Origin of the sequence: Corynebacterium tardum (assembly GCF_046717785.1) — a bacterium.
Taxonomy (GTDB): domain Bacteria; phylum Actinomycetota; class Actinomycetes; order Mycobacteriales; family Mycobacteriaceae; genus Corynebacterium.
The window spans coordinates 853,267-868,891 of the sequence record NZ_CP177104.1; the positions used below are offsets into that span (position 1 = coordinate 853,267).

Here is a 15,625-nt window from a genome sequence, read left to right on the forward strand (position 1 = left end):
TTACTCAGAACCTGTCCCGAACTCCGGCAAGAGCGCGGGGCATGTCTGGCTAAAGTGCGTGCCAAAGGTACGGGCGCGAGGGAGGGGCAGGGTCCTAGCGGTTATCCAGTACGAAGTCGATGGCCCGGGTGAGCGTCGAGACGTCCGCGGCATCAATGGCCGGGAAGAGGCCCACGCGCAGCTGGTTGCGTCCCAGCTTGCGGTAGGGTTCGACGTCCACGATCCCGTTCGCGCGAAGCGTGGCGGCCACTGCGGCGGCGTCGACGGTCTCATCGAAGTCGATGGTGCCCACCACCAGGGAGCGCGCCGAAGGCTCCGCCACGAACGGGGTGGCCTCTGGGCGCGACTCGGCCCAGTTGTAAAGGATGCAGGAGTTCTCTGCGGTGCGCTTGACCATGCCATCCAGGCCGCCGTTGGCGTTCATCCACTGCACCTGGTTGTCCAGCATGAGCAGTGTGGCCACGGCGGGGGTGTTGTAGGTCTGGTTCTTGCGAGAGTTCTCCACAGCCGTCTGCAAGTTGAGGAAGGCGGGGATGAAGCGCTCGGAGGAGTTAATCTTCTCAATGCGCTCCAGCGCTGCCGGGGACATGGCCGCCAACCACAGGCCGCCATCGGAGGCGAAGCACTTCTGCGGGGAGAAGTAGTACACGTCCGCCTGCTGCATGTCGACGGGCAGTCCGCCCGCGCCGGAGGTGGCGTCGACGACCACCAGCTGGTCAGCCTTGTCCGGGTGGGGGCGGGTGACGGGCACCATGGCGCCAGTCGACGTCTCATTGTGCGCCCACGCGATGACGTCCGCGCCTTCTGTCTCGGCAGTGCACGGATCGGGGGCGGTGCCTGCCGGAACGTTGGTAATGAGCGGTGCGTCCAGCCAGGGGGCTTGGGCGGCGGCCTTAGCGAACTTCGAGGAGAACTCGCCGAAGGTGAGGTGGGCTGACTTCTGTTCAATCAGCCCGAAAGTGGCGGCGTCCCAGAAGGCGGTGGCGCCGCCGAGGGAGAGGACGATCTCGTAGCCGTCGGGGAGGGAGAAGAGCGCGCTGAGGCCTTCCCGGAGGGACCCGACGATATTTTTTACGGCCGGTTGGCGGTGGGAGGTGCCGATGGGGGAGGTGGCTCCAGTGGAAATTGCCTCAATTTGGGCGGGGCGAACCTTGGACGGGCCGCAGCCGAAGCGGCCGTCGGCGGGGAGGAGATCTGCTGGCAGCGTGAGATCTGGGTTGCTCATGGAGGGAAGTGTAGCCGAATTTCGTTCGAGTGCTAGATATTTTGTCAGGTTTGCAAATGTCGGCGGAGTCACAAATTTTGGTAAAGTGTGAAGAGGTTTAAATAGGTGACGCCGGCTTAGGCCGGCGTCACACGTAGAGAAAGGAAAGCACGTGGCTTCTGACGAGAACAAGGTTGTACTGCACTACCCGGGCGGCGAGTACGAGATGGACATTAAGAAGTCCACCGAGGGTGACTCTGGCTTCGATATTGGCAAGCTTCGCAACGAGACCGGCCTGGTGACCTTCGACCCGGGTTACGCGGCAACCGGTTCTACCGAGTCCAAAATCACCTTCATTAACGGTGAAGAGGGCATCCTGCGCCACCGTGGCTACGATATTGCGGACCTGGCGGAAAACGCCACCTTTAACGAGGTTTCCTACCTGCTTATTAAGGGCCACCTGCCCACCGAGGATGAGCTGTCGAAGTTCAACAACGAGATTCGCCACCACACCCTGCTGGATGAGGACTTCAAGGCCGCGTTCAACATCTTCCCGCGCAACGCGCACCCGATGGCCGTGCTGGCGTCTTCCCTGAACATTCTCTCCGCGTACTACCAGGACCAGCTCAACCCGCTCGATGAGGAGCAGTTGGACAAGGCCACTGTTCGCCTCCTGGCCAAGGTGCCGATGCTGGCCGCGTACGCGTACCGCGCGTCCCAGGGCAAGCCGTACATGTACCCGGACAACAAGCTCAACGCGCGTGAGAACTTCCTGCGCATGATGTTTGGTTACCCGACCGAGGAGTACGAGGTCGACCCGGTTGTGGCAAAGGCCCTGGATAAGCTCCTTATCCTGCACGCTGACCACGAGCAGAACTGCTCCACCTCCACCGTCCGCATGATCGGCTCCGCGCAGGCCAACCTGTTCGTGGCCATCGCCGGCGGCATCAACGCCCTCTCCGGCCCGCTGCACGGCGGCGCTAACCAGGCTGTCCTGGAGATGCTCGAGGACATCCAGAACAACCACGGCGGCGACGCTACCGACTTCATGAACCGCGTGAAGAACAAGGAAAAGGGCGTCCGCCTCATGGGCTTCGGTCACCGCGTGTACAAGAACTACGATCCGCGCGCCGCGATTGTGAAGGACACCGCCCACGAGATCATCGAGCACCTTGGCGGCGACCCGATGCTGGACCTGGCTATGAAGCTGGAAGAGATTGCACTGAGCGACGACTACTTCGTTTCACGCAAGCTCTACCCGAACGTGGACTTCTACACCGGCCTCATCTACCGCGCCATGGGCTTCCCCACGGACTTCTTTACGGTCCTCTTCGCCATTGGCCGCCTGCCGGGCTGGATTGCTCAGTACCGCGAGCAGCTCGAGCTCAACACCAAGATCAACCGTCCGCGCCAGATCTACACTGGAGAGACCCTGCGCAAGGTCACTCCGCGCTCTGAGCGCTAAAAGGGACGCGCTTGCGGTGGGGATAGACCCCCATACGCTGCGTTTCTAGGGCCGAGCCGCCGATCGCCCCTTATAATGGGGTGAACGTGGCTCGGCCTGCGGCTTGTGGCCACCTAAGAAAGTAATTTGTCCAAGGAGGAGATTCCCCAATGGAAAAGCCCATCGTTGAGCCGGCAACGGAGCCTGCGCCCACTGAACTTGTCGTAGAGGACATTGTGGTGGGTGACGGTGCCGAGGCCCAGCCGGGCGGCTACGTTGAGGTCCACTACGTCGGTGTTGACTACGAGACGAACCAGGAATTCGACTCCTCGTGGGGCCGTGGTCAGTCCATCGAGTTCCCGCTGACCGGCCTCATCGCGGGGTGGCAGGAAGGCATCCCGGGTATGAAGGTGGGCGGTCGCCGTAAGCTCATCATCCCGCCGGAGAAGGCCTACGGCCCCGCCGGCGGCGCGCACCCGCTGTCTGGTCGCACCTTGACCTTCATTATTGATTTGATCCGCGCCTAGCCGCCGCCCAGAGCAACGGTCTTCGCCACGGTTCCGCGTAGCTCCCGCGCCCCTGTGCCCACCCCTCCGCTTGAGCACCCAGGAGGGTGGGCGTAGGGGCGCTCGTGTGTGTGGAGTAGCCGAATTCTTGCGGCGGCCCGCCCCCACGCGGCCGCGGTGTGGGGCACAATGGGGGACATGAGTGTTCCACAAACCACGTTCAATGATGACCGCGAGATGCCGCTTGTGGGTCTTGGCACCTACAAGCTTCACGGTGAGGAGCTCAACCGCGCGGTGCGCGAGGCAATCGAGCTGGGCTACCGCCACTTCGACACGGCCACCCTCTACGAGAATGAGGCAGAGCTAGGCCAGGCGCTCGCTGACGCGCTCAAGGCCGGCGATGTCACCCGTGACGAGCTCTTCATCACCAGCAAGGTCTGGCACGATCACCACGGCAAGGGCAAGGTGGACCACGCCTTCCACGATTCCCTGGAGAAGCTGCAGCTGGACTACCTGGACCTCTACCTCATCCACTGGCCGTGGCCGCAGGGCGGGCTGTACGTGGAGACCTTCGAGGAGATCGCCCGCCTGCAGGGCATGGGCCAGATTGCGTCCATCGGCGTGGCGAACTTCTACGAGGACACCCTCCAGGAGCTCATCGCGAAGACCGGCATCGTGCCGGTCCTCAACCAAGTGGAGCTGCACCCAGGCTTTACGCAGCCGGAGCTGCGTGAGTTCCACGCCAGCCAGGGCATCGTGACCGAGGCATGGTCGCCGCTGGCGCGCGGCGTCATCCTGTCCAACCCGCAGGTGGACCAGGTGGCCCAGCGCCACGACATCACCGCGGGTCAGGCCGTTCTGGCCTACCTCATGGCCAAGGGGATTTCCGTCATCCCGAAGTCCAGCCGCCGCGAGCGGCTGGCGGAAAACTTCGCCGCCGCCGAGGTAGAGCTGGACGCCGCGGATATCGAGTCTCTCGATGCGCTCGAAGACCAAAAGGGCTTTGGCCGCATGTTTCAGGATCCGCGCGAGTTCCCGGGCAACGCCTAAGAGGCCCACTCCTCCCTTCGGTGCGGGAGGTGTGGCACCGGGGGATCGCTGCGATGTAGAGCTAAGCGAGTAGACTCAATTCCCGTGTTTTACTCCCAGCCTTTTCACAGGGCGGTATCAGTGCGTGCTGGTGCCGCCCTGCTGGCGTGCGCAGTCGGGGGCGCGGCGCTGACCGCCTGCTCCGCGGCACCGGAAGATAGCTCCACTGCCGAGTCGACGGCCTCCACGCCCGCCGCTACCCCGGCGCCGATCTCGCACGAGATGGGCGAGCCGCAGCTTGCCGCAGTCGATGACTCCGTGGGGCAGTTCCTCGCCGGGGACGATTCCAAGGCGATCACCTACTACCGCATCAGCACCGGCATGCACATGGGCTCGCCCACGGAGCACAAGCCGCGCTACGCGCTCAGCCTCATCAAGCTCTACATCGCCACCTACGTCATCGAGCACGGTACCTTCGAGGACAAATACTTGGCGCTGGACATGATCGCGGATTCCTCCGACGAGAGCGCGGGCACCCTGTTTGAGAAGTACCCCGACTCCATCGATGACATCGCGGAGGAATACGGGCTCACCTCCACCTCGGCGGGGAAGGACTGGGGGCATTCGAAGACGTCTACGTATGACGTCGTGCGGTTTATCGTGCAGCTCATGGAAAACGATCCCACCCACCCAGTGCTGGTGGCCATGGCCCACGCGGACGCGTACTCCGCGGACGGCTACCAGCAGAACTACGGCACCGCCACGCTGAGCGACGTCGTCGGCTCCAAGTGGGGCTGGTCCGACAGTAAGGACCGGCACTCCTCGGTCTCCTTTAGCGATGACTTCGTCGTCGCCGCCTCCATCGAAGGCTCCGCGAAGGACCTGACCAAGTACGTGCGCAAGCAAATTACTGGCAAGAACCTCATCAAGGGCAACAACCGCAACCGCGACGCGCTGGCGGATCCGGAAGCCGTGGAGGCGAGCAAGGAGACGCTGCCAAGCGCCTCCGCGTCCTAACCCATCGCGTTGCGCACGGTGTCGATGACGTCCACCGCGCCGCGCACCTGCTCCGGGCTTACTGAGGAGCCGCCGATGGTAATACCCTCCGGGCCCACGCTGGAGCCGCGGCTGCTCACGTCTGGGAATGTGAGGTTGGGCAGGGCGGAGGTGTCCGGCAGCGCCGGGGCTGAGGGAGCAGAGGGCGCTGCGGGGGCAGCAGCGCCGCGCGACCCCGGGGTCCACTGACCCCAGTCGCGCGCATAGACGGTGTTGATGTCACAGATGACGCCGTCGATGGTGGCCTGGCGCCCGCCCACCTGGTGAATCGCGGTGCGCGGGTGAATCTTTCCGCCGGATCCCCAGTCGTGCATCCAGTAGAAGGAGCCGATGCCGTCGGTCACGCACCAGTCGATGACGTTGTAGTTGCCGTAGACGCCCGCCTGGTAGCCGGCGGCGCGCAGCGCGGTGGAGAACGCCTGCAGGTAGGGGCGGACCTGGTTGGTGTACTGCGCGCGGGTGGGGTTGTCATCGATGGCGATGTAGATAGGACGCCCAGTCGGGCCGCCCGCCGCCTTGTGGAGGGCGATGGCCTGCGGCGCGTGGACGGCGGCGCCAGCAGCGCCGGTGAGCCAATCGGCGGTTTCTGCCCGGCCGAACTGATAGATGGAGGCGGTCTTCAACCCCGCCGCGGCGTTCGCCTTGGTCTCCGCCAGCGTCACCGGCTTGCCCGTCATCCAGTTCGCGCCGGGGCGGCGCTGAGACACGTAGCGGATGGCGCCGAGGTGCCCGGCGGCCTTGACGGCCTGGGCGGAAGGTACCCCTGCAGAGAAGTCAATGATGGTTCCGAGGGCGGGGCCAATGGCCAAGGCAGAGGGGGATTGGCTGCCCACGGCGCCAGCGGTCAGCGCCAGGGCGCCGGCTTTGATGAGGGAGCGGCGGGAAAATGACATGGTGTCTCCTGGTAGGGGCATGTGAAAGAGTTATCTGGAAACACTGTAGCCACAATGGTTTAAGATTGCACCACGAAAGAACTCCAGTAATGGTGCGCGCGGGGCGCACAGTAGGGATGAGGTGAACAGCGTGGTCGCAGAACTCAGGCTTCGTTTTGTCCAGGGGGACAGTGTCTTCCGGTTAGATAGCGCTCGGTTCAGCGATGCGCAGGTTGAACGGGTGCTCACGGACTACATCGAGAATCAGCGCCTGCGCTCTGAGTGGATTCTGGACAGCCGCCGAGAAGGCAACACCATCGTGGTGGAGCACCTCTTTCCCATCGATGAATTCGTGGAGAAGGCGGTGGCCCGGATGGACATCGATGAACACGACATCGACGCGCTGCCGCTGACCTATCCCATCGTGTGTGAGATCCGCTCCGGCTACCTGCGCATCCACAAGCCCCTGGCGGAGAAGTACGGCGCGCTGCTCTCTGACTTCGTCCGGGGATTGTGGAAAGTGCTGCTGTTGGGGGACGAATGCTCCCTGTGGGACCATGGCTATGCCCAGTGTGGGGGAGCGGGCCGGATTCCGCTCTACCCCTACTTGCTCCTCGAACCCGACGAGCCGCTCATCGGCTTCTACCGGGTAGACGTCAACATGGCGACCGAGGCCTGGCTTTTCATCACCCCGCAGGGCCTCATCGTGGACTACGACGATGACATTTTCGCCTTTAACAAGGTGGACATGCGCAACGCGACGATCCCCTCCGGTCTATTCAGCTTCAGCATGCTCAAGGCAGACGTGGTCGGGGCCTTTGGCGAAGGCCCGGTCAGGAAGGCATTTAGCCCCAAGGACTTGGGCGAGCTGGATCAGGCTCGGGCCGATGTTCGCACCATGCTCTCCTCACCCCACCAGGGCCGGCCGCGCCGCATGTTCGACACGAACCCGCTTCCTTGGATCGAGGTCGACGGCGAGGAGCTCGACTACATGGCGCAGGCGAACCTGGAGCGCTACCGCCGGCGCCGCATCGACGCCGGACGCAACCCCTTTGCTACCGGCGCGGGGCAGGGGAATGTGGTGCCCGGCCGGCTGGAAAATCCCTTCGCCGATTCGCGGGATACCCACCCCGGCAGGGACGACAACCCCTTCGCCTAAGCCTCCGTGGTGCGGAAGGACACGGTGGTGGGGTGCTCCACCGTGCGGGAGACCGTGCAGTCCTTCTCGTGAGAGATGCGCACGAGGCGCTCAACCATGGACTGCGCCTGGCGGCCGGCGTCGGTGTCAGGGAAGCGGAGGGAGAACTCCACGTCGACGTCGCTTAGCCTTGCGGCCCCGTCCTCGCTGACGCGGGTGCCGTCCACGTGGACGTCGAAAAGCTCTGGCTCCGCGCGCCGGGAGGTGACCACGTCGACGTCGACCGCAGAGCAGCCTGCCACCGCGGCGAGCAGCAGCTCAACCGGGCTGAGCAGTCCCTCGCCGGTCCCGAACTCCAGGCTGGCGCCCGCTGGATTGGTCGCGCGGTAGTGGCCCGTGTCGACGCGAGTGACGTCGACCCCATATTTCTTCACAATGTCGCTCATGCGCGCCATCCTAACCGCGGCGCGACCGGGCCAGTCATTTAAAAGGAAATTCATATAGCGGCCACGTTGCCGCAAACTACGAATATTAATCTTCTCGTCGTCTCTCTCGAACTCACAGCTCACCTTCGTCTTGATTGGACACACTATGACTTCTCGCCGCCTCCTGAGCACCCTGGTCACCGCCTCGGTAGCAGGTACCTTCCTCATCGCGCCCGCCTCTGCAGAGCCCACGGAAGAACTCGGTTCGCGCTTTACTCTGGGCGTGCTGCCAGACACCCAGTTCTACTCCCGCTATTCCACGCCGGAGACCGGCAACCTGGCCCAGGCGCGCTACGGCAGCGAGCCCTACACCGCGCAGACTGAGTGGCTGGTGAAGAACCAGAAGGCGCTCAACATGGACTTCGCTACCCACCTCGGTGACGTTGTGGACCAGGCGGACGTGGATGGTGAGTGGAAGGTCGCCGACAAGGCCATGCAGGCGCTCGATGATTCGGACCTCAACTACTCCATCTTGCCGGGCAACCACGACATGATCGCGGATAAGTCCGCCCATCCCTACAACGACTACTTCAGCGCCGAACGCGCCAAGGACGCAAACCCGGACACCTTCCAGGAGCGCCACACCGCGGTCAACAATGACTCCGAGTACCACATTTTTGAGGCTGAGGGCCAGAAGTACCTGGTCCTGGCATTGGCGTGGCGCGCGGACGACGCGGCTCTGGACTGGGCCCAGGGCGTTCTCGACGCCCACCCGGACCTGCCGGTCATCCTCACCAGCCACGAGGTGCTTAATATCGACGGCGCTGGCGAGGTCTTCTACTCCGATGACTACGGCCAGGGCCTGTGGGACCGCTTCATCAAGCGCAACGACCAGATCTTCTTGACCATGGGCGGCCACCACCATGGCGCGGGCTACCGCGTGGACAAGAATGATGCCGGCCACGACGTCGTCGCGATTCTGCAGGACTACCAGATGGCTTACCAGGGCGGCAACGGCCTGCTGGGTGTGCTCGAGTTCGACCTTTCCGGCAACGAACTGGAGATGACCGCTCTGTCTCCGTGGGTAGCTCAGAAGCCGGCCAAGGAGCTCACGCAGTTTGACAAGCTCATCCTGGACGGTAAGGGCGATAGCTACCACGTGCCGCTCAACTTCGAGGAGCGCTTCGCTGACTTTGCCCCGGAGTGGACCATCGGCGATGAAAATGACCCCGACCTGGGCCGGAAGGCCCGCGACATCGCTGAGGAAGGCTTCACCCCGTACACCATTCCGCAGGACCAGCTGCCGGAGGGCCCCAACGACTTCGTGAAGTCCGACAAAACTGTCTTCCACTGGCGTCCCGGCCAGACCAAGAACAAGGATGGCAAGCAGCTTAGCGACGGCGACGTGGCCACCGAGGGCGCAGTCATCCCGGATGCCTTCGGCGCCGATGGTGCCGGCGACCTCGTCCGTGCAGGCGGACCCTCCAACCTAGGCGAGCGCATCACCTACAGCACCGACCACCACCCGCTATCTTCTGATTCTGGTTCCCTGTACTGGTCCGACCCAGCTGGTAAGGCCGCGATGGCGGAGTTCCGGTCCAAGGAAGGCGCTGCCATCAACAAGGTCGATACCTCCGCGGGCTATACCTTCGAGTCCTTCGTGAAGATTCCGAAGGATTTCAACGGCTCTGAGCACGGCTGGGGTAGTGCCCTGTCGCGCGACTCCAGCATCGCCGAGCTTGTCGACGGCTCCGAGGACACCGATCCCACCGTCATGTTCGGCATCTCCAACCTCCGTGAGCTGCGCTGGTGGGCGGAGCCCAAGGAAGGCTCCGGCTCCACCGTCTGGTCCCACGAGGTTCCCACCGATGAGTGGATGCACATCGCCGTGGTGAACAAGCCGGATTCCGACACCGTGGAGATGTTCATCAACGGTGCCCCCATCCTGCGCAACGCCAAGGGCGCTGAGGGGCTCCTCCCGCGGGACCTGCAGTGGGTCATGGGCGCTGGCTTCGACAACCGCAAGCCGCAGGATCCGTGGTACGGCTGGATTGGTGAGACCCGCCTGACCCAGGGTGTTCTGGACTCCGACCAGTGGCTTACCGCCCGCCCGGACCAGCCGGTAGAGGACGAGGAGCCGAAGACCTCGGAGACCTCCAACCCCACCGAGCCGACGAAGCCCTCCGACCCGTCCGCCGATGACGTTGCCCAGGCCTTCTTCACCGGCTCCAGCCGCGGTGCGAAGGTCATCCTGCCCATCGTGGCCATCCTCGCCGCGCTGGGTGGCGCAGCCGTGGCCGCCATTCCCACCATCAACCGCATCTTTGGGCTCAACATTCCGCAGCCGCCGCTGCCGAAGATTCCGGGCCTGAATTAAACCCTTGCCGAAAGCTACTCCCTGCCTGTGTGGGGAGTAGCTTTCCTCGTATCGGGCTAGGATTTCTCGCGACTGCCTAGGATGTCGGTAGTACACCCTGAGTGATTGGAATAGCTATGGCTGGACAACAGAACTCAAAGATTGGCTACCAAGCCGTAGGAACGTCGATCCAACTTCCGCGGGACTATTGCGTTGCCGAACTACCAGACTGGCGCGCCGTTCATTTCTCCCTCATCCTCCCCATGCCGCGTCTCAAGGTTAGCGACTTCGGACCCGGTTGGAAGCTCGGGCGCTTTAACGGAATCAAGAGAATCAGCTCGGCCGTGTGGGATGAAGACGCCGGTACATATGTGGCCCCGGAGATGCGCCTGCCGGATCCGGTGCCGGATTCCCTCGAAGATCTCGACGGCACAACGAAAAAGGAATTCTTTGACCACACTCCGCGCGCCTTTTATGAATCCGCGAAGCAGCGCTTCAAAGAGCCACTACGCTCGTCCGTTGCAGGCATCATCTCGGACGGACCCGCAATTACCGGTGAGCGTCGGTACGAGCACTACCTCGCAGGTAGGCCTGAGTGCATTACCCGTGCCTTGAAATTCCCCTTTAAGAATGACTGCTCGCAGTGCCTGGGTGATAATAACTACGAGTTCGTCAAGATGGATCAGTGGGACCATGTCGACCATGCTGTGGACATGAAGCCATGCGAGGTGCTGCTGCCCCAGTACGCGGAGCTTGGCGGAAAGGTTCAGCTCCTGTGCGCCGAATACGTCGACTACGAAGAGCCTTGCCACAAAGAAGAAGACCATCCGTGCAGCGGGCAGAATTCTTCCACCGTCCTGGTGCTCCATGTCGTTGCGGAGAACTGTAGCTCGGCGCAATTGGATGATATTTCGCAGTCACTGCGGCGGCCGCGCAATACGGTGCAAGTAGAGGGCGAGGGGCAGCGAGTAGCTCTCCTCAGCAGGTTTTGTGACCACGCTTTCTCGGTGCTGCCGCTTCCGGCGGATGCGTCGTTAAAAATGGAGCGCGGCGGCTACATTTCTGCAACAGGGGAGTGCTTCGAACAACGCTCCACCAGCATGCGCCCCTTCACGGTGGTGTGCGCGGTGCCAGCGAAGAAGATTGACACACGCCCTCGCCTCATTGAAAAGTTCGAAAGCAGCTGGTCCGAGGCCGACATGTGGGCGTGGCGCTTGAGCACGGGCGCAGACAAGTACTACGAAGGGCTGCCGCTACTCGACGAAGTACATCTCAGCAAGACCAAGACCGCCTCGTACAACTACTGGACCATCCACAACTCCGGCGACGGCATGGCGGTGGTGCGCACCGCCGAGCCCAGCCCCGATGACAACAAGCTGTGGATGCTCGCCGGGACGCGGTTCGTAGATCTGGCACTCCTCGTACGGCGCTCGGGGCGCTACCTGTCGGAGCTCAGTGAGCGCCTCCGCAGGATTCGATTCGTCGGGGACGAAGTGGAAAAGATTCTCCTGTCGCAGGAGATCGACGAACAAGACGTTGCCGAAGCCAACGAAAACCTCTCCGCATCACTCTCCAGGTTCCAGGACCTCCAACGAGACCTCATTGAGTTCCGAGACCGGCTGTGGTTCGAGCACGTTGCCGGTCGTGACGTGGACACTATCGTGCTCAACGCCTTGCAGACGTCGACTGGCGTCAAGCATCAATTTGATGATGTGAGCAGGGAAATCGAGCTGCGAAAGGACGTCTACTCCACGCAGTATCAGGCCCTGAAGATCTTGGCCCAAGAGCGGCTGGAAAAGCAGGACCAAGCCCGGCAAAAGCAGTTGGACAACAGCACTCAATTCTTAGGCTTCGCTGCTGTGGTCCTCGCCGTACCTCCCATCCTTGAGATGGTGCCCTTCGCCGAAGAATCGTGGCAGCCCTTCGGCTACAGCGTCCTCATCATCGTCGTCTTGTCCCTTGTACTGATCTGGTATTGGCGTCGAAACCACAAGTCATAAGCCATCCGCGAGGGTAGGGACGTGGCAGCGCTTAGATGCCGGCCTACCAGTGCCACAGCGTGATGTGGTAGCCAGTTCTTCCTGCCGCTGGGTCCTTCCGGTCGCTGGTCTTTTCCGTGATGACGTAGGCATTCTCGGAGTTCTCCGCCGCTGCGGCGAGTTCCGGGTAGCAGCTCTTGCGGGTAGTGATCCGGGAGATAAGCCTGCCATCGGGGGCGAGGAGCACCACGTGCGGCTTGGCTTGGGAGCCCTCCGGAACGGGGAGGAATTCGAGGTGGACGTCCTGAAACTTCCACGTATCGCGCTCACACAGGTCGCTATAGGCTTCCTCGTTCCAGTCGTCGAACTCGACACGTGCGGCATCGGGCGGCGCGCCATCGCTGCGCGCAGATTGCTCTAGGAGCTGGTGGCGGATGCCGCGCCGGTCTTTGGGCAGGAGGACGCTTACTTCGCGGCGCTCATCGTGGTCATTGATGTGCTTGTCCATCACCGCCTGCGCAGTCAGGGATATCCCCTGCTTGTGGGCTAGCCGGAAATCGCTTTGACTGCCCAGGATGACGCCGAATGGCTTACCGGAAAACATCACGCATATGGCCTCGCGCTCGCGCGTGTCTATCGAGCGCCTAGTGATGGCATTGTTAAGGAATGCATCCCCGTAGTAGAACTCGACCTTAAAGCTTTGACCCGTGACTATGTCGGCGAGAGGCCGCACATCGTAAACGTTGACCGTCCGGGGAAAGTCCCCTTCGATCTGCAAATACTTCTGGAATTCAAAGCCGGGCCAGGGGTAGAGCCGGGCTGCGTCATCGAGCTGTTCCGTCTCCGCGGAGTCCTCGTCCGTGAGGCCGATAAGCCGCGAGATAAATCCCATGTATGCGCTCCCGATGGTGGCGTGAGTCTCTTTACCGATACTAGCGAAGCACCGAGCGAGAACGGTCGAATAGTCAGGTGGCGGTCTCAAGAGTGGCGTCGATCGTTCAGTTATGGACAAATGATTCTAGAATGAGTAGTATGAAACTCATGGGTAGACCTCGTAAGTTTGATGAAGCGGAAGTTCTTGCTGGCGCTATCGCACTCTTTGGGATGAGTGGATTTAACGCCGTATCGGTCGATGTGGTGGTGAATCAGCTAGGACTCAACCGGTCCAGCTTTTACAACATCTATGGCTCAAAGCATGGGTTGTTTCGTGCTGCTGCGGAGGCGGTGTGTGACCAAGCTAAGAACGGGCAGGTGTCGGAAGCGGCAAAGGACTTCGTGGTGGTGGCACTGGTTGAGGTGGCGCCGGTCAGTAACGATTTACGGGAACTTATCCACCAGGCCTATGAACTGTGCTTAGGCAGCTCGGGCGCTCTGGGAGAGCACGTGCTTTCCCGCTCTCAAGGAACCAAAAATAAGGAGAACCCTCATGAACAATAAACTCACGTTGACGGACAAGGAACTCATCATTGAGCCACGCGGTATGGATAAAATGTGGTCCTTCACCCGCCGTATTGAGGTCCCGTGGAGCCACGTTCGCGGTGCTACTCATGACCCGGGGATGAAGCATGAGCCGAAAGGTTTTCGCGCCCCGGGCCTGCGCAGCGGCCAGAAACTATCGGGCACATTCCACGCTGACGGCGGCCGTCAATTCTGGAACATTAGCGGCTACGAGAACGCCGTGGTGATCGAGCTTAAAGACGAGCGCTTTGAACGGTTGGTTGTGTCTTTAGAAAACCCGACCGAGTCTGCTGCCCGCATCAATGAAAAGGCCCAGGCGGATTAGGTGCTGCCCATGGCACGGGGGATGATCCGCACTCCGCTGCAGGCGTGCTTACGCTCACGGTAAATAGTGGTTGAAACCGCCATGGCGGTTTCAAGTGGTGGATGCATCACTTGAATAGTTCTTGTATCTTCTCTTCGGGTTTATACCAGTTGAGGACCTTTCTGGGGCGCCCGTTGAGAAGGTCTTGAATGTGTTGGACATCCTTGTCGGTCAGGGTACTAAAGTCGCTTCCTTTAGGTAGGAAGTCTCTGACTAGCCCGTTAGTGTTTTCGTTGGTAGGGCGCTGCCAGGGCGAGTGCGGATCACAGAAGTAGACTGCTAGTCCACGTGCGATGCTCAGCTTGTCTACTTGGGCTAATTCAACGCCTTGGTCCCAGGTGAGAGTCTTGGTGATGTTGCGTATTTTGCCGGTGAACATCTCGATTAACTTGTCGACAGTTGTGGCGGAATCATGAACATCCAGTTTGCGGATCATGGTGTAGCGAGTACTGCGTTCCACACAGGTCACGAGTGCAGTGCTTCCTCCTTGTCCGATGATGAGATCGCCTTCCCAATGTCCTGGGACAGCGCGGTCTTCAACGCTGGCAGGGCGCTCGCTGATGCGGTAGTCCTCACCAATCCAGCTTCGATTACCGCGGGCTGGCAGGCGTGATTGTGGCTTTCGTCCGGTCCGCCCAGAACGCAGCGCTTTTTCTACTTTCAGCTCGTGGCGCAAAGCACCTTTAGCTTGGATGTAGAGAGCTTGGTAGATGGTTTCATGGCTAATTGACATATCCCCACCTTTACTGAAGCAGCGGGCAAGATAGTTCGAAATCTGCTCAGGCGACCACTTCGTGTTCAATCCCTCGATGACCAAGGCACGCAGCTGCGGGTTGGTATCGAGTTTGCGGGGTTTAGGCCTGGCTAAACGGTCCACAGCCCGCTTTTGTGCCACGAGGGCATCGTAGCCATGCTCAGTCATCCCACGGGCGATTTCCCTGCTAATCGTCGACTGGTTGCGGCCCAGTTGGGCTGCAATCTCACGGTGAGTAAGCCCCTGTTTAAGCAGGTAGCCTATCGCTATTCGGTCATGGCGGATAAGACGCTTTCCGCGTCCTACCTTCGATTCGGATTCAGTGGGATGATCATTGAGTATCAAACGCCCAGACATGCGATTATGATGCCACGCTTTAACCGTGGCATCACTGCGATCAACTACCTGACCGGCCTGTTTATAGCTTTTGCCAGCATCAACAAGCTGTAAAGCTTTAGCGATGCGATCCCGCTGGTGTTGTGCGGTTCCACCACGGTTGCCTTGGACGAGCTCAAACCCGTCCTGGGCAAGGTAGCTATAGGCCAACCGCTGAGGGAACCCGACCTCTTTAACTGCGCTGAGCACAGACCGGCCGCTTTCAACCAAAGCAACAACGTGTTGATACTGCTCGTCAACCAAACTCCGCTGGCGCCGAGCACGGCTAAGGCCCTCAGCCTGACGCCACGCCCTCGCCTGAGCTTTCGAAACCCCCAACTCCTTCAGGATCAATGGCATCGGACGCGCATCATGCAGATACGCCTCCACAAACTGCTCACGTAGCTTCTTGTCACCTGACATCTACACAACCTCCCAGCTGTATAGATGCATTCACCACCTGAGCCCGCCCCATCGATTCTTGGCCACTATTTACCGTGAAGGTCGGCTCTCGGCTCCAAAAACTAAAAATCTCGAGACACCGACCGGAATGATGCCTCGAGACTTCACAATGGGTACTTTTACGAAACCCTTTAACCTGTCGAATCGGTGTAAAGCCCGACGCTCCTTTCCTTTAACTTTTGCTCAACTTTCCTTCGCTGACC

The 15,625-nt window shown here is 61.1% G+C and carries 14 protein-coding genes; 9 read left to right on the forward strand and 5 right to left on the reverse strand.

Annotated elements, in window-relative coordinates; genetic code table 11:
- Window positions 1-94 precede the first annotated feature (94 nt).
- A complete protein-coding gene (serC, locus tag ACLI1P_RS04175) occupies window positions 95-1,225 on the reverse strand; it encodes a phosphoserine transaminase (RefSeq protein ID WP_411709483.1) in 1,131 nt (376 codons plus the stop codon).
- Between the two features lie 151 nt (window positions 1,226-1,376).
- On the opposite strand from serC, the gene ACLI1P_RS04180 reads away from it, so the two are divergent.
- The 4 genes from ACLI1P_RS04180 to ACLI1P_RS04195 all read left to right on the forward strand — a co-directional run bounded on the left by ACLI1P_RS04180 (window position 1,377) and on the right by ACLI1P_RS04195 (window position 5,200).
- Window positions 1,377-2,669 carry a citrate synthase gene (locus ACLI1P_RS04180; RefSeq protein ID WP_411709484.1) on the forward strand — a complete coding sequence of 431 codons (1,293 nt, stop codon included), beginning with the start codon at window positions 1,377-1,379 and terminating at the stop codon, window positions 2,667-2,669.
- A gap of 149 nt (window positions 2,670-2,818) precedes the next feature.
- A complete protein-coding gene (locus ACLI1P_RS04185) occupies window positions 2,819-3,175 on the forward strand; it encodes an FKBP-type peptidyl-prolyl cis-trans isomerase (RefSeq protein ID WP_296134500.1) in 357 nt (118 codons plus the stop codon).
- Between the two features lie 168 nt (window positions 3,176-3,343).
- Complete coding sequence (locus ACLI1P_RS04190) at window positions 3,344-4,204, forward strand: aldo/keto reductase (RefSeq protein ID WP_411709485.1); 861 nt, start codon at window positions 3,344-3,346, stop codon at window positions 4,202-4,204.
- A gap of 120 nt (window positions 4,205-4,324) precedes the next feature.
- Window positions 4,325-5,200 (forward strand): hypothetical protein, encoded by an 876-nt coding sequence (locus tag ACLI1P_RS04195; protein WP_306508020.1) that lies wholly within the window; start codon window positions 4,325-4,327, stop codon window positions 5,198-5,200.
- Here the strand turns inward: ACLI1P_RS04195 and ACLI1P_RS04200 are convergent.
- On the reverse strand, window positions 5,197-6,132 hold the full coding sequence (locus ACLI1P_RS04200; protein WP_411709486.1) for a DUF1906 domain-containing protein: 936 nt from the start codon (window positions 6,130-6,132) through the stop codon (window positions 5,197-5,199). The genes ACLI1P_RS04195 and ACLI1P_RS04200 overlap by 4 nt on opposite strands.
- 220 nt (window positions 6,133-6,352) lie before the next feature.
- On the opposite strand from ACLI1P_RS04200, the gene ACLI1P_RS04205 reads away from it, so the two are divergent.
- Entirely contained in the window at window positions 6,353-7,270 is a 918-nt protein-coding gene (locus ACLI1P_RS04205) for a hypothetical protein (protein WP_411709487.1), read from the forward strand.
- Here ACLI1P_RS04205 and ACLI1P_RS04210 read toward each other — a convergent pair.
- Complete coding sequence (locus ACLI1P_RS04210) at window positions 7,267-7,695, reverse strand: OsmC family protein (protein WP_296134508.1); 429 nt, start codon at window positions 7,693-7,695, stop codon at window positions 7,267-7,269. The genes ACLI1P_RS04205 and ACLI1P_RS04210 overlap by 4 nt on opposite strands.
- Before the next feature lie 145 nt (window positions 7,696-7,840).
- On the opposite strand from ACLI1P_RS04210, the gene ACLI1P_RS04215 reads away from it, so the two are divergent.
- Together ACLI1P_RS04215 and ACLI1P_RS04220 are read left to right on the forward strand one after the other, a co-directional pair.
- On the forward strand, window positions 7,841-10,051 hold the full coding sequence (locus tag ACLI1P_RS04215) for a LamG-like jellyroll fold domain-containing protein (protein WP_411709488.1): 2,211 nt from the start codon (window positions 7,841-7,843) through the stop codon (window positions 10,049-10,051).
- A gap of 116 nt (window positions 10,052-10,167) precedes the next feature.
- Complete coding sequence (locus ACLI1P_RS04220; RefSeq protein WP_411709489.1) at window positions 10,168-12,030, forward strand: hypothetical protein; 1,863 nt, start codon at window positions 10,168-10,170, stop codon at window positions 12,028-12,030.
- 43 nt (window positions 12,031-12,073) lie between these two features.
- On the opposite strand, the gene ACLI1P_RS04225 is transcribed toward ACLI1P_RS04220, so the two are convergent.
- On the reverse strand, window positions 12,074-12,901 hold the full coding sequence (locus tag ACLI1P_RS04225; protein ID WP_411709490.1) for a hypothetical protein: 828 nt from the start codon (window positions 12,899-12,901) through the stop codon (window positions 12,074-12,076).
- Between the two features lie 140 nt (window positions 12,902-13,041).
- Between ACLI1P_RS04225 and ACLI1P_RS04230 the strand changes: the two genes are divergently transcribed.
- Both ACLI1P_RS04230 and ACLI1P_RS04235 read left to right on the forward strand, forming a co-directional pair.
- Window positions 13,042-13,446 carry a TetR/AcrR family transcriptional regulator gene (locus tag ACLI1P_RS04230; protein WP_411709491.1) on the forward strand — a complete coding sequence of 135 codons (405 nt, stop codon included), beginning with the start codon at window positions 13,042-13,044 and terminating at the stop codon, window positions 13,444-13,446.
- Complete coding sequence (locus tag ACLI1P_RS04235) at window positions 13,436-13,792, forward strand: hypothetical protein (RefSeq protein WP_411709492.1); 357 nt, start codon at window positions 13,436-13,438, stop codon at window positions 13,790-13,792. The genes ACLI1P_RS04230 and ACLI1P_RS04235 overlap by 11 nt, the downstream gene beginning before the upstream one ends.
- A gap of 106 nt (window positions 13,793-13,898) precedes the next feature.
- Here the strand turns inward: ACLI1P_RS04235 and ACLI1P_RS04240 are convergent, their stop codons facing one another.
- Window positions 13,899-15,383, reverse strand: coding sequence for an IS30 family transposase (locus ACLI1P_RS04240; RefSeq protein WP_411709160.1), 1,485 nt, complete (start codon window positions 15,381-15,383; stop codon window positions 13,899-13,901).
- Window positions 15,384-15,625: the final 242 nt, after the last annotated feature.